General features: G+C 67.3%; 16 protein-coding genes and 1 other RNA gene. 5 read left to right on the plus strand and 12 right to left on the minus strand.

Annotated features, from left to right (window positions below; all coding sequences use genetic code 11):
* Positions 1-33 precede the first annotated feature (33 nt).
* From ACFE7K_RS00245 to ACFE7K_RS00285, 9 genes are all read right to left on the minus strand, one after another.
* Positions 34-303: a hypothetical protein gene (locus ACFE7K_RS00245; RefSeq protein WP_375396142.1), complete on the minus strand. Its 270-nt coding sequence runs from the start codon at positions 301-303 to the stop codon at positions 34-36.
* A 54-nt stretch (positions 304-357) separates the two neighbouring features.
* Complete coding sequence (locus ACFE7K_RS00250; RefSeq protein WP_375396143.1) at positions 358-681, minus strand: YbaB/EbfC family nucleoid-associated protein; 324 nt, start codon at positions 679-681, stop codon at positions 358-360.
* The gene (locus ACFE7K_RS00255) at positions 678-2288 is read right to left on the minus strand and encodes a DNA polymerase III subunit gamma/tau (protein ID WP_375396144.1); all 1611 of its coding nucleotides are present in this window, start codon (positions 2286-2288) and stop codon (positions 678-680) included. Before ACFE7K_RS00255 ends, ACFE7K_RS00250 begins: the two co-directional genes overlap by 4 nt.
* Before the next feature lie 101 nt (positions 2289-2389).
* Positions 2390-2689, minus strand: coding sequence for a hypothetical protein (locus tag ACFE7K_RS00260; protein ID WP_375396145.1), 300 nt, complete (start codon positions 2687-2689; stop codon positions 2390-2392).
* 111 nt (positions 2690-2800) lie between these two features.
* Positions 2801-2898: signal recognition particle sRNA small type (ffs, locus tag ACFE7K_RS00265), an RNA gene on the minus strand.
* 48 nt (positions 2899-2946) lie between these two features.
* A complete protein-coding gene (locus tag ACFE7K_RS00270) occupies positions 2947-3171 on the minus strand; it encodes a hypothetical protein (protein WP_375396146.1) in 225 nt (74 codons plus the stop codon).
* A 94-nt stretch (positions 3172-3265) separates the two neighbouring features.
* A complete protein-coding gene (locus ACFE7K_RS00275) occupies positions 3266-3595 on the minus strand; it encodes a 2Fe-2S iron-sulfur cluster-binding protein (RefSeq protein ID WP_375396147.1) in 330 nt (109 codons plus the stop codon).
* Positions 3592-4680, minus strand: coding sequence for a cysteine desulfurase family protein (locus ACFE7K_RS00280; RefSeq protein ID WP_375396148.1), 1089 nt, complete (start codon positions 4678-4680; stop codon positions 3592-3594). Before ACFE7K_RS00280 ends, ACFE7K_RS00275 begins: the two co-directional genes overlap by 4 nt.
* Positions 4677-5690, minus strand: coding sequence for an aminotransferase class V-fold PLP-dependent enzyme (locus tag ACFE7K_RS00285; RefSeq protein ID WP_375396149.1), 1014 nt, complete (start codon positions 5688-5690; stop codon positions 4677-4679). Before ACFE7K_RS00285 ends, ACFE7K_RS00280 begins: the two co-directional genes overlap by 4 nt.
* Positions 5691-5846: 156 nt before the next feature.
* Here ACFE7K_RS00285 and ACFE7K_RS00290 point away from each other — a divergent pair, with 156 nt between their 5' ends.
* Positions 5847-6503, plus strand: a complete 657-nt coding sequence (locus ACFE7K_RS00290) for an alpha/beta hydrolase (protein WP_375396277.1) — start codon at positions 5847-5849, stop codon at positions 6501-6503.
* Positions 6504-6625: 122 nt separating this feature from the next.
* Entirely contained in the window at positions 6626-7135 is a 510-nt protein-coding gene (locus tag ACFE7K_RS00295; protein ID WP_375396150.1) for a thioredoxin family protein, read from the plus strand.
* Between the two features lie 28 nt (positions 7136-7163).
* On the opposite strand, the gene ACFE7K_RS00300 is transcribed toward ACFE7K_RS00295, so the two are convergent.
* Together ACFE7K_RS00300 and ACFE7K_RS00305 are read right to left on the minus strand one after the other, a co-directional pair.
* Positions 7164-7331, minus strand: a complete 168-nt coding sequence (locus ACFE7K_RS00300; protein WP_375396151.1) for a hypothetical protein — start codon at positions 7329-7331, stop codon at positions 7164-7166.
* Positions 7328-8338: a threonine/serine dehydratase gene (locus ACFE7K_RS00305; protein ID WP_375396152.1), complete on the minus strand. Its 1011-nt coding sequence runs from the start codon at positions 8336-8338 to the stop codon at positions 7328-7330. Before ACFE7K_RS00305 ends, ACFE7K_RS00300 begins: the two co-directional genes overlap by 4 nt.
* Before the next feature lie 147 nt (positions 8339-8485).
* Between ACFE7K_RS00305 and ACFE7K_RS00310 the strand changes: the two genes are divergently transcribed.
* Both ACFE7K_RS00310 and ACFE7K_RS00315 read left to right on the plus strand, forming a co-directional pair.
* The gene (locus ACFE7K_RS00310; RefSeq protein WP_375396153.1) at positions 8486-9721 is read left to right on the plus strand and encodes a type III PLP-dependent enzyme; all 1236 of its coding nucleotides are present in this window, start codon (positions 8486-8488) and stop codon (positions 9719-9721) included.
* A gap of 124 nt (positions 9722-9845) precedes the next feature.
* Positions 9846-10889 carry a deoxyhypusine synthase gene (locus ACFE7K_RS00315; protein ID WP_375396154.1) on the plus strand — a complete coding sequence of 348 codons (1044 nt, stop codon included), beginning with the start codon at positions 9846-9848 and terminating at the stop codon, positions 10887-10889.
* A 69-nt stretch (positions 10890-10958) separates the two neighbouring features.
* Here ACFE7K_RS00315 and ACFE7K_RS00320 read toward each other — a convergent pair whose 3' ends face one another.
* On the minus strand, positions 10959-12248 hold the full coding sequence (locus ACFE7K_RS00320) for an MFS transporter (RefSeq protein WP_375396155.1): 1290 nt from the start codon (positions 12246-12248) through the stop codon (positions 10959-10961).
* Between the two features lie 93 nt (positions 12249-12341).
* Between ACFE7K_RS00320 and ACFE7K_RS00325 the strand changes: the two genes are divergently transcribed.
* Positions 12342-12524, plus strand: coding sequence for a hypothetical protein (locus tag ACFE7K_RS00325; RefSeq protein ID WP_375396156.1), 183 nt, complete (start codon positions 12342-12344; stop codon positions 12522-12524).
* The last annotated feature ends 84 nt before the right edge of the window (positions 12525-12608 follow it).

Below are 12608 nucleotides of genomic sequence, written 5' to 3' on the forward strand. Positions count from 1 at the left end.
GTTGCGGCTGCAGGTGAGCCGGACACATAGGGGCTATTTAGCCTTGTCGACGGCCTTGGAAGCCGAGTCGCCGACCTTGGCGGCGCTGTCGCCGACTTTACCGGCAGCGGTGGTGACCGCATTGGTCTTCAGATCGTCGTTCTTGCTCTGTTTGAGCAGGAAATAGCCGCCGATAACGACTGCGATGAGCAGAACAACCGCGATGAGTATTGTACCGCCGCTGCCACTGCGCTCGATAACCGTGGTATTGGTGGGCGTGCCGTCGGTCCTGGTTGCGCGTTCGTCCGCCATTTCTTCCTCCATTTTATATGTAGTCAGAACGCGGGCGAAACGGCATGGTTCCGCGATCAGATCAGTTCAGAACGGCAGCTTGAATCCCGGTGGCACCGGCAGACCCTGCGAGATCTTCGACATCTCGGTATTGGATGCCGTATCGGCCTTGGCGCGGGCATCGTTGAATGCGGCAACCACCAGATCCTCCAGCATTTGCTTTTCCGACGCTTGGAGCAGCGACGGATCGATCTCGATGCCGATCACGCGGCCCTTGGCCGACGCCGTGATCCGCACCAGTCCGCCACCCGACGCCCCCTCGACCTCGATCGTGTCGAGATTCGCCTGCGCCTTGGTTAGTTCGGCCTGAACGTTCTGCGCCATTGCCATGATGTCGTCGAGGCTCTTCATCCTTCTGCTCCCTTGGTCCATCGTTCCAGCACCGTGCCCGGAAACGCCTCCAACGCCGCGGCGGCGACCGGGGTTGCCAGGATCGCGGCGCGTTCGGCATCCTCCTGCGCCTTGCGTGCCTCGGCGACGGTCGGTGCACCTGGCGCATCCTCGACGCTCACGCGCCACGGCACGCCGGTAATCTCCCGCAGCCGCTGCGCCATGTCACGCGGCAGGTCGGCGGACATCGGACGTGTCGCGCTGAGCACCAGATCGGGGGCGGCGAACCGCACTACGCTGCCGCCATGGCGCAGCTGCGCCGCCAATATCCGCGCGCCATGTTCGTCGAGCAGCGCCACCGTTGCGGCCAAATCGCGCGGCAGGGCCGGCTTGGCGGGAGCGCCAGGCGGCGGTCCCGCGGCAGTCGCCGGGGCGGCCGCCGCAAGCTGGCGCGCAAGATCGCCCGGATCGGGCAGGCTGGAGGCATGGACGACGCGCAACAGCGCCATCTCCCCCGCCTCGATCGGCAGGGCGGCCCGGCCGACCTCGTCATGGCCCTTCAGCAGCAACTGCCACAAGCGGTGGAGGGCCGGAAACGACAAGGCCACCGCCCAACCGCCCAGCATCACGCGTTCCTCGGCCGATTGCGCGGGATCGGCCTCGCCGCCCAGCTTGGCGAGCGTCACCGCGTGCGTCGTCTCAAGCAGCGCGCGCAGTACCGAATGCGGGTCGACCCCCAGATCATATTGATCGCGCAGCGCCGCCAGCGCGCCCGGCGCGTCACCGTCCACCAGCAGGCGGAACAGGTCGCGGATCGCGGCCCGATCGCTCAGTCCCAGCATCGCGCGCAGCGCCGACGCGGTCACTGCCCCGCCCTCGAGTCCGGCATGGGCGATCGCCTGGTCGAGGATCGACAGCCCGTCGCGCGCCGATCCGTCTGCAGCGCGCGCGACCAGCGCCAGCGCCTCGGGTTCGGCGACCACCCCCTCCCGCTCCGCGACATGCGCAAAATGCGCGCCCAATTTGTCCGCCGGGATGCGCCGAAGGTCGAACCGCTGGCATCGCGACAGGACGGTGACGGGCACCTTCTGGACCTCGGTCGTGGCGAGCAGGAACTTCACGTTCTCGGGCGGCTCCTCCAACGTCTTGAGCAACGCGTTGAAGGCGTTCTTGGACAGCATGTGGACTTCGTCGATGATGTAGATCTTGTATCGCGCACCGAACGCCGCCAGCCGCGCGGCGTCGATTACCGCGCGCATGTCGTCGACGCCCGTATGGCTGGCGGCGTCCATCTCGATGACGTCGATGTTGCGGCCCTCGGCAATCGACACGCACGCGTCGCATATGCCGCAAGGGTCGATCGTGGCTCCCCCCTGCCCGTCGGGGCCGATGCAGTTGAGCGCCTTGGCGATCAGCCGCGCGGTCGATGTCTTGCCGACCCCGCGCACCCCGGTCAGCAGAAAGGCATGCGCCAGCCGCCCGCGCCGGATCGCATTGGCCAGCGTCTGGACCATTGAATCCTGGCCGATCAGCTCGCTGAAATTCTGCGGCCGGTATTTGCGCGCCAGAACGCGATATACGGCGTCCCTGGGAGGCGGCGGCACACCTAGATCGAAGGAGTCGCTCATCGCGACCTGATTAGACTCCTGCGCGGCGAATGTCGAAGCCGGCGATCACCTGGACGGCGTCATGCGGGCATCCGGGACGACGACCAACGTGCCGGTCGACCTCAGGACCGTATGCGAAAGCAGCGACGCGGACCACGACCATAGCGGCGGCAAACCGTGCGATAACCATAGGCGCGATACGGTCGGCGATACCCATAGCCGCGACGAGAGCCATAGCCACGACGCGCATAGCCATCGCCGCGCCGGCGATACTGATCCACAACGGGTGCGACCGGCATAGCGCCGGACAGCACGACGAATGGGGCGATCGCGACGATCGTCCGCGTCTCCGCCTCAGCCGGGACGATAACCGAGGCGCCAAACAACGCGAACAGGACGGCGAACAGATGGGTCAAACGCATACCGGTCTCCTAACTCATGTTGGTCAGAGGGCGCTTGAGTAATGAATAACGGCTGAAATGGTTCCTGCCGTCGCTGTCGGCATGTTGGCGGTCGGCAACCGATACGAACGCGCAGGTGGGAGCCGGAACGACCCGCAACGAAATCGTTACGGCTGCTTCCTTCCGGACCTGACCGGGTTGGCGACGATTGCGTCCGCCCGACTCCCGCCCCCTTTATGGCGGTGTCGGGCGGCACGATCAAGCGCCCGGCGCCGCGATCAATAGCGGACCCGGACGCGATTGCAGGTGCGGACCCGGCGATTGCCGCGATTGCGCACCTTGCACACCGTCTTGTAGCGCCAGCGGGGACCATCGTAGCGCCGATCGGTGCGGGTGGTGACGGTGCGCCTCGAGACCGTGGTCTGGCCCGGCGCCGCGTCGGCAACGGCCGGAACCGTGGCGGCACCCAGCGTCAACGCGGCGATGAACGTGGCAATAATCATGGCAATCCCTCACTATACGACCCACCCGGTAATCCACGAAACGCACCATGCGGCAGCTCGTTCCGCAATCGAAATGTACCGATCGGATAGTGCCTTACCGCCCCCGCATGTTGCGGGCTTCGTGGGGAATGCGGACTGTCAGGTCGCCCAGCGTGGCATCGAGCGTGATCTGGCAGGCGAGCCGGCTGGTCCGCGTCGCGCCGGCGGCAAGGTCGAGCATGTCCTCTTCCTCATGGCCGGCGCGCGGCAGCCTGGCGAAATCGTCCGCCTCGACGATGACGTGGCAGGTCGAGCACGCCATCTGCCCCTCGCACGTGCCCTCCAGCGGTTCGCCCGCCGCCTGCGCCACGTCGAGCAGGCAGTCGCCGGCAGTTGCGCTGACCGTCGTTCGTTCGCCGTCGCGGCCGACGAACGTGACCTTCATGCCGCCACGCGCTGGCCGGCTGTCGCCGCCGCGATGCGCTCGACCGCCGCTGCCAGCTCGGCCTCGGTCGTATAGCGCCCGAAACCCAGCCGGATGCTGGAGCGCGCCTGCGTTTCGGTAAGGCCGATGGCGTGCAGCACATGGCTGGCGCGCCCGGAGCCGCTGGCGCATGCCGAGCCGGCGGAAAACGCGATGTCGCGCAAGTCCGACATCAGCCGCGCGACGTCGAGCCCGTCGCGACGGATGTTGAGATTGCCCCGATAACGGTGCTCGGTCGAGCCGTTGATCGTCCATTCCGGGCCGAGACGATCGGTGGCGAGCGTCCACAGGCGATCGACGTGCGCCGCATCCTCGTCGCGTCGCTCCGCCATCAGCGCGGCGGCACGCCCGAAGCCGGCACAGAGCGCGGGCGACAGCGTGCCCGACCGCCCCCCTTCCTGGTCGCCGCCGTGGAGCAGCGGATCGAGCGTCACGCCGTCGCGAATCCACAACGCCCCGACGCCCTTCGGTCCATGAATCTTGTGCGCGGAGACCGCGACCAGATCGCAGTCGTGGGGAATGGCGACCCGGCCATAGCCCTGCACCGCATCGCAGAGGAACAACGCGCCCGCATCATGCACGATGCCGGCAAGGGCGGCGATCGGCTGGATCACGCCAATCTCGTTGTTGACGAGCATCGCCGCGACCAGGCCGGTGTGGGGCTCGACGGCACGCCGGGCATCGGACAGGTCGATCAAGCCGGAACCGGAGACCGGCGTGATCGTCCGGTTTCGCCCTTCCCGCGCTTCCGCCGCCACCGTGTCGAGCACGGCGGCATGCTCGGTGGCGATCGTGACGATGTCGGCGGTTGTTCCCTTGATCGCCCAGTTCAGCGCCTCGGTCGCGCCGCTCGTGAATACCACGCGCCCGCCGGACGGGAGCAAGGCGGCGACCTGCCCCCGCGCCACTTCGACCGCCGCCTTTGCCTTGCGCCCCGCCGCATGCGGCGAATGCGGATTGGCGTGCTGGTCGCGCAGCCAGGGCAGCATCGCATCGAGCGCCTCGGGCGCGAGCGGGGTCGTTGCCTGGTAATCGAGGTAGATCATGCCGCATACGCCCGTGCCGATCGCGCGATGCTGCGCCATTCGGCGATGAAGCGGTCGATGTCGGCCTCCCCGGTAGTGCGCCCGAAGCTGACGCGCACCACCTCGCGCGAGGCCTCGATGCTCCAGCCCATCGCGTCGAGCACGTGACTCGGCTTCATGCTGCCCGACGAGCACGCACTGCCGGCCGACACCGCGATGCCCGCCATGTCGAAGCGGATCAGTTGCGTCGCGGCAGCCAGGCCGGGCATCCGGTAGGATCCGATCGCGGCATGGCGCGGGGATCCCGCCACGACCTCACCACCGGCGGCGGCAATCGCGGCGTCGAGCCGCGCGCGCAGCGCCTGCATCGCGGCAACGTCCTCGGGCTGGGCCAGCGCGGCGGCAAAACCGAGCGCGCCCGGCAGGTTCTCGGTCCCCGGCCGATAGCCGCGCTCCTGCCCCCCCGTCGGATCGAGCATCGCGAGGTCGCGCACCAGCAGCGCGCCGACCCCGACCGGGCCGCCGCGCTTGTGCGCCGACAGCGCGACCATATCGGCATGGTCGGCGACCGCGCGATCCGCTCCGGCCGGCATCTGCGCGGCGTCGACCAGCAGCAGATGGCCGGCGGCGTGGATTTGCGCGGCGAGGGCGGCGATCGACTGGCGCACGCCGGTCTCGCTATTGGCCCATTGGATCGCGACCACCGCCCGCCCCTCGCCGGCCAGCGCGATGCCGAGCGCCTCGGCATCGACCAGCCCGTCCTTGCCGACCGGCACGATCGCAATGTCATAGGCGGCGCGGAACACCGCATCATGCTCGACCGCGCTGGCCAGCCGCCGGTCCGCCGCGGCGCGGCCCAGCCCGATCGCCAGCGACTCGCTCGCCCCGCTGGTCAGCAGCGTTTCGCCGCGCCAGCCATAGGCGGAGGCGATCGCCGCCCGCGCCTCTTCCAGCGCGGCACGCGCCGCCCGCCCCTCGGCATGCGGCGACGACGGATTTGCCCAGCGCGCCACCCCCTCGGCCATGGCCATCGCCGCCGCTGGCAGCAAATGCGTGGTCGCGGCATGGTCAAGGTAAAGACGCGAGGCCAAGGTCCGATTCGTTCCAATTGCGCCGCAGGGCGTCCTGCATATATAGCGCGCAACTTTCGCGCCACATCGCGCGCATCCTTCTATCGTCAGGATTCCATGCCCGAAGTCATTTTCCCCGGCCCCGAAGGCCGTCTTGAAGGGCGTTTCGCGCCCGCCCCTAAGCCTCGCGCGCCGGTGGCGATGATTCTTCATCCCCACCCGATGTCGGGCGGCACGATGAACAACCACATCGTCATGGAGCTCTACAAGACCTTCCAGCGCCGCGGCTTTGCGACCCTGCGCTTCAACTTTCGCGGCGTGGGCAAGAGCCAGGGCGTGTTCGACAACGGCATCGGCGAACTGTCCGACGCCGCCTCCGCGCTCGATTGGGTGCAGAGCTTCCATGTCGAGGCGCAGACCACCTGGGTGGCGGGGTTCGGCTTCGGCGCGTGGATCGGCATGCAGCTACTGATGCGGCGGCCGGAGATACGCGGCTTCATCTCGGTCGCCCCGCCGGCCAATATGTTCGACTTCACCTTCCTTGCCCCGTGCCCGGCCAGCGGCATCATCATCCAGGGCGAGAATGACGAGGTGGTTACGCCGATCGCGGTGCAGAAGCTGGTCGACAAGTTGCGCACGCAAAAGCACATCACGATCCACCACGACACGATCCCCCGGGCGAACCACTTCTTCGAGCACGAAATGCCCGATTTGATGAAGTCCGTGGACAAGTATCTGGACATGCGGCTCGATCCGAACTCACCGATCCGGTAGGATAAGCGCAAGGCCGGGCACGTGCGGTACAAGCTCCAGCTTGGCCGCGGCCAAGCGAAGCTGTCTTGCCTTTGTCGGGACGCGGGATGATCCCCCGGACAGGCAATTTCAGGAGCCCGTAGATGTTTCGTGTCCTCCTCCTGGCCGGTCTGGCCATGATCGCCACCGCGGCCGATGCACGCGTGAAGGCGCCGCGTTTGTCCGCCACGTCGTTCGAGCAACTCGGCAAGCCGCTGCCGCTCCCCTATGACGAGGCCGCAGCCGCCGACGCCAGGGTTGCCGCCGCCCGCGCCGCGGCGATCCGGTCCCACAAGCGGCTGCTGATCGACCTCGGCGGCAATTGGTGCCTCGATTGTCGCCTGCTCGCCGGCGTCATGGCCTTGCCGGAAATGCGCGGCTTCATCGCGCGACATTTCGAGGTGGTCACCGTCGATGTCGGCCGCTTTGACAAGAACCTCCAGATTCCGGCGCGGTACGGGATCACCGGCCGGCTGAAGGGTGTTCCCGCGATATTGATCGTCGATCCGCGCACTGATCGACTGGTCAATGCCGGCCGCGAGACCGCGCTGTCGGATGCCCGTTCGCTGACGCCACAGGCACTGGCCGACTGGTTGGCGAGCTGGGCCGCCTGATCGGCCGGCCACGCCGTCCTGCCGTCCGCTACATCGTCCAGACGACGACGTTACCGATCAGCACCGCCGCCGCCATCATCATCAGCACGCCTTTCGTCCGCGTGTCCCGCCCGACGCTCAGGCGCACGCCGGACCATGCCAGCACCATCGCGGCGATCATGGCCAGCGCAGGGGCGGCGGCGTCCAGGCCGGTCACGCCCCGCTGTCGCTGAGTGCCGGGAAGGCCGGGGCCTCGGCCGTTTCCGGCGCGATCGCTTTGGCATAGGCCTCGACATCGACATTGCCGCCCGACAGGATCACCAGCATCCCCGGCTCTGCCGCGACCTTGCCCGCGAGCAGCGCTGCCAGCGCCACCGCACCGCCGGGCTCGACGACCAGCCGCAGCTTCACCGCTGCCCAGCGCTGCGCCGCCCGCACCTCGGCCTCGCTGACCGCCACCCCTTTCGCGTCGCGCCGGGCAAGTACTTCAAAGGTCAGCGGCGAGACGCGCATCGTCTGGAGCGCGTCGCACGCGGTCGGCGGCGGATTTGGACCTACGGGCTCGATCCATGACGCCTCCAGGCTGCGGCGCATGTCGTCCCAGCCCTCGGGCTCGACCACGGTGATCCGCGCCTCCGGCAGGGCGAGCGCGATCCCCGCGGCCAGCCCGCCGCCGCCACACGGCACGACGACATGCATCGGGCCGCCCAGCCCCGAAAGCTCCATCTGCCGGGCCGATTCGGCACCGACGCTCCCCTGCCCCTCGATGATCCAGGGATCGTCGAAGCTGGGCACCAGCGTCGCGCCCCGCGCTTCCGCCAGCCGGGCGGCGATGACGGTGCGATCTTCGGTCATGCGGTCATAGGAAACCACCTCTGCGCCCAGCGCCAGGGTGGCGTCGCGCTTCACCCGCGGCGCGTCGGCGGGCATCACGATCGTCGCGGGCATGTCCAGCCGCTTCGCCGCCCAGGCGACGCCCTGCGCGTGATTGCCCGACGAAAAGGCGACAACGCCCCTGGTCCGCTGCGCTTCGTCGAGCGCGGTCAGCCGATGCCATGCGCCGCGCAACTTGAACGCCCCCACCGGCTGGAGCGACTCGGCCTTGAAGGCGACGGGCATGCCCTGCACCGGCGCGACGAACAGCGGGCTCGACGGCAGGATCGCGGCGATCTTGGCGGCGGCATCGCGCACCCCCGCCCGGGTCGGCTGTCTGACAATCGCCACATTCGCTCTCCGATGCGCCAAACCGTTGGTTCGGGTATTTACTTGGCAACCTATGGACCCTAAGTCGCCCTTCCGCTGCCCCATGGGACTTCCAACCGCAAGGCAGCTTTTAACAATATGGCGCAAGCCACTTGGAGGTCCCTTGAATTGCACAAGCATCATAGCGCGCTGGGGCTAGCTACCGCCCGATCGATTGCCGCCGCTCCTTTTCCGGGATGTGGTATCGACATTGCCGCCCGGCGCCCGGTTCAGCCGGTCACGCTGATTCGCCCGCACGCTGCCCGGCGTGCCGCCCGATTCTTTGTCGAGAAGTTTCCGGGCCGGCCATTATATGCGGTGAAGGCGAACCCCTCGCCCGATCTGCTGCGGGTATTGTGGGACGGCGGCATCACCCATTACGACGTCGCCTCCATCGCCGAGGTGCGGCTGGTCGCGCATACCCTGCCCGAAGCGACCTTGTGCTTCATGCACCCGGTCAAGGCCGAGGAAGCCATTGCCGAGGCGTATTTCACGCATGGCTGCCGCACGTTCAGCCTCGATTCGATCGAGGAGCTGGACAAGATCGTGCGCGCGACGCGCGGTGCCGAGGACCTGACGCTGTGCGTCCGCCTGCGCGTGTCGTCGGAGCATGCCAAGCTGAGCCTCGCGTCGAAGTTCGGCGCGGCGCCCGGCGAGACCAGGGAATTGCTGTTCCGCACGCGCCAGGTCGCCGATGCGCTGGGCATCTGCTTCCATGTCGGCAGCCAGGCGATGACGCCCCAGGCCTATGCCGAGGCGATGGAGCGCGTCCGCGCGGCGATCGTCGACGCCGCGGTAACGGTCGACGTGATCGATGTCGGCGGCGGTTTCCCCTCCGTCTATCCCGGCATGGAGCCGCCCCCGCTCGAACGCTATTTCGAGACGATCCATCGCGCGTTCGAGAGCCTGCCGATATCCTATTCGGCCGAGCTCTGGGCCGAGCCCGGCCGGGCATTGTGCGCGGAATACAGCTCGATCATCGTCCGGGTCGAACGGCGCCGTGGCGACGAGCTGTACATCAATGACGGGGCCTATGGCGCGCTGTTCGACGCGGCGCATATCGGCTGGCGGTTCCCGGTGACGGTGCTGCGCGAGCCCGAAGGCCGCGCCCGTGATGTGGCGTTCAGCTTCTACGGCCCGACCTGCGACGACCTCGACCACATGGCCGGCCCGTTCATGCTGCCGGCGGACGTTGGCGCGGGCGATTATCTGGAGATCGGCATGGTCGGCGCGTACGGCTCCGCAATGCGCACCGCGTTCAACGGCTTTGGATCGGACGAGACGGTGATCGTCGAGGACGAACCGATGGCCTCGCTGTACGTCGAACCGGACCTCAAGGTCGCCTCGAACGTCGTCACGCTGTAACGAAACGCTACCACAATTCCCGTCACCCCGGGCTTGATCCGGGGTCCCGCTTTCCCGTCCGTCGGCAGAAGCGGGACCGCGGCTCAAAGCCGGGGTGACGGGAGTTTGCCTAGGATTTGAAGAGATGGACGACCTCACCAACCGCAAGGCCGAGCTGCTCTCGACCATGGTCGAGCATATCGACATCACCAGCTTCGACGCGCGACCGATCGTCGATGCGATGAAGAAGATGAGCTTCACCAGTCGCGACCTCGGCCGGGCGACGGACATCTACAACCAGATGCTGGCCGATCCGGACTGCACGATCTTCCTGGTGATTGCGGGGTCGACGTCGGCCGGCGGCTGCATGGACCTCTATGCCGAGCTCGTCCGCTCCAACATGGTCGATGTGATCGTCGCCACCGGCGCCACGATCGTCGACATGGATTTCTTCGAAGGGCTTGGCCACAAGCATTACCAGGCACTTGAAGTTCCCGACGATGACACGCTGCGTTCGCTCTATATCGACCGCATCTACGACACCTATATCGACGAGGAACAGCTCCAGGATTGCGACCACACGATCCTCGAAATCGCCAACGGTCTCGATCCCGGGCCGTATTCGTCGCGCGCCTTCATCCGCGCGATGGGCAAGTATCTCGTCGCGCACGGCAAGAAGGACAACAGCCTGGTCAAGCTTGCCTATGAGCATGACGTGCCGATCTTCTGTCCGGCATTCGTCGATTCCTCGGCGGGGTTCGGCCTCGTCAAGCATCAGGTCGACCGCGCCAGGGCGGGCGAGCCGTACATGGTGCTCGACGCGATCGCCGATTTCCGCGAGTTGACCGACATCAAGATCAAGGCCGGCACCACTGGCCTGCTGATGATCGGCGGCGGCGTGCCCAAGAACTTCGTTCAGGATACCGTGGTGTGCGCCGAGATCCTGGGCCATGAGGATGTCCAGGTGCATAAATATGCGGTGCAGATCACCGTCGCCGACGTGCGCGACGGCGCCTGTTCCTCCTCGACGCTGCAGGAGGCGGCGAGTTGGGGCAAGGTCAATACCGGCATCGAGCAGATGGTGTTTGCCGAAGCCGGATCGGTGATGCCGCTGCTGGCCAGCGATGCGTACCATCGCGGCCTGTGGAAGGACCGCGCCAAGCGCCGCTGGGCGACTTTGTTCGATTGAGTGGCTGGGGCCAGTCTTGTTCAGGCGGCACCGCACCGGCACTCGCTCTCCCGCGAGTTTCCAACAACCCTAAAGCGGCTCGAGCGCGATGAAATCCGCCCCCGCGCGCACGTCGCGGGGTGGAGGCGATATCTCGCGAATCAGCGCGACGCCGACCAGCCCGATCACCAACGCGGCGGTCATGTACCAGGCTGGAGCTATGGCGATTCCCGTCCAGTCGATCAGCTGGTGCTCGACGAGCTGCGCGCTTCCCCCGAACAGCCCGACCGCCGTCGCATAGACCAGCCCGATCGACCCGGCGCGGACCCTGACCGGCAACGCCTCGGTAAACAGCACCAGCGCCGGCACCGCCGCCGCCGACAGTAAGAGCGACAGCACCGCGCTCATCGACAGCAACGCCGTCGCCGACCGGAAATGATCCATCAGCAGGAACGCCGGCATGCCGAGGAGGATCAACGCCACCCACGGCACCAGCAGCACCCGCTTGCGGCCGAACCGATCGCACAATCTGCCAGTGGCAAGGTCCGCCACCACCCCGCCCAGCCCGATCATCACCGTCGCGCCGAAGGCGGTGTTGACCTCCATCTTCAGCGTCGTCTGGGCATAGGTCGTGAGATAGTCGAGCGTGTAATTGGCGATGGTGGTCGCCGCGATCAGCATCAGGCCGGCCACGATCACCCTGGCATATCCCGTTGTCCCGCCCGCCTCCGGCGCATGGTCGGGCAACGTCTCGGCCAGCGACCGCCGCACCGCCAGCGTGAACGGCACGATCAGCGCCCCCAGCAGGAACGCGATCCGCCACCCCCAGGCGTCGAGCTGTGGCCCGGTCAGCATCGACGACAGAGCGACGCCGACCAGCCCCGACAGCAGCACCGCGCCATCCTGCGTCGCATATTGGAACGACACGAACAGCCCGCGCTTGCCGGGCGGCGCCGATTCGAGCAGGAACGCGGTGTTCGGCCCGACCTCACCGCCCAGCGCGAACCCCTGGATCATCCGGAACAGCACCGCGAGCACCGGCGCCGCCATCCCGATCGTCGCATAGCCGGGCGTCAGCGCCAGCCCGACGAGCGCGAACCCCATGCCGCCGAACGAGAGCAGCATCGCGGGCTTGCGCCCTCGCCGGTCGGCGATCCGCCCGATGATCAGCCCGCCCAGCGGCCGGGTGACGAAGCCCACCCCGAACGTCGCCAGGCTGAGCAGCAGTCCATAACCGCCGCCTTGCGGAAAAAGCGCGCGACCGATCTGCGCGGCGAAGAACGAATAGGTGACGAAATCGTAGAATTCGAGGCCGTTGCCGGCAACGACCGCCGCCACCTGGCGCCGTGTCAGGACGGGCCGTATACTTCCATCGCGCATGCCGTTCCCCCGCTTGCCGCCGGATGCTGTCATGCAACGCGGCGCCCGGCAAGCGGCTTGACCGGACGCGCCGCATGGCCCACCAGCGCGGCAATGTCCGACGGCAAGTTCGAGCGCCACCGCCAGCCCTGGACCCAGGACGAGATCCAGAAGCTCCATGCGCTGGCGAAGAAGGGCATGGCGCTGAAGGCGATCGCCAGGGCGCTGACCCGCAGCGAGGAATCGGTCAAGGATCGCGCCAAGGCCGACGGCCTGTCGATCGTCAAACTGCGCTAAGAGTCCGTTTGAAACTCGCGAAAAGCGAGTTTCAATGCGGTGCCAAAACGTGCGCTCAGCAGGTTTCAAACAGACTCCGAGCGG

The organism is uncultured Sphingomonas sp., from assembly GCF_964244265.1.
Classification (GTDB): domain Bacteria; phylum Pseudomonadota; class Alphaproteobacteria; order Sphingomonadales; family Sphingomonadaceae; genus Sphingomonas.

What these genes read in the sequence shown, in the direction of transcription:
- ACFE7K_RS00245 (WP_375396142.1), bottom strand. Translation starts at nt 303, where the DNA reads ATGGAGGAAGAAATGGCGGACGAACGCGCAACCAGGACCGACGGCACG.
- ACFE7K_RS00250 (WP_375396143.1), bottom strand. Translation starts at nt 681, where the DNA reads ATGAAGAGCCTCGACGACATCATGGCAATGGCGCAGAACGTTCAGGCC.
- ACFE7K_RS00255 (WP_375396144.1), bottom strand. Translation starts at nt 2,288, where the DNA reads ATGAGCGACTCCTTCGATCTAGGTGTGCCGCCGCCTCCCAGGGACGCC.
- ACFE7K_RS00260 (WP_375396145.1), bottom strand. Translation starts at nt 2,689, where the DNA reads ATGCGTTTGACCCATCTGTTCGCCGTCCTGTTCGCGTTGTTTGGCGCC.
- ACFE7K_RS00270 (WP_375396146.1), bottom strand. Translation starts at nt 3,171, where the DNA reads ATGATTATTGCCACGTTCATCGCCGCGTTGACGCTGGGTGCCGCCACG.
- ACFE7K_RS00275 (WP_375396147.1), bottom strand. Translation starts at nt 3,595, where the DNA reads ATGAAGGTCACGTTCGTCGGCCGCGACGGCGAACGAACGACGGTCAGC.
- ACFE7K_RS00280 (WP_375396148.1), bottom strand. Translation starts at nt 4,680, where the DNA reads ATGATCTACCTCGATTACCAGGCAACGACCCCGCTCGCGCCCGAGGCG.
- ACFE7K_RS00285 (WP_375396149.1), bottom strand. Translation starts at nt 5,690, where the DNA reads ATGGCCATGGCCGAGGGGGTGGCGCGCTGGGCAAATCCGTCGTCGCCG.
- ACFE7K_RS00290 (WP_375396277.1), top strand. Translation starts at nt 5,847, where the DNA reads ATGCCCGAAGTCATTTTCCCCGGCCCCGAAGGCCGTCTTGAAGGGCGT.
- ACFE7K_RS00295 (WP_375396150.1), top strand. Translation starts at nt 6,626, where the DNA reads ATGTTTCGTGTCCTCCTCCTGGCCGGTCTGGCCATGATCGCCACCGCG.
- ACFE7K_RS00315 (WP_375396154.1), top strand. Translation starts at nt 9,846, where the DNA reads ATGGACGACCTCACCAACCGCAAGGCCGAGCTGCTCTCGACCATGGTC.
- ACFE7K_RS00320 (WP_375396155.1), bottom strand. Translation starts at nt 12,248, where the DNA reads ATGCGCGATGGAAGTATACGGCCCGTCCTGACACGGCGCCAGGTGGCG.
- ACFE7K_RS00325 (WP_375396156.1), top strand. Translation starts at nt 12,342, where the DNA reads ATGTCCGACGGCAAGTTCGAGCGCCACCGCCAGCCCTGGACCCAGGAC.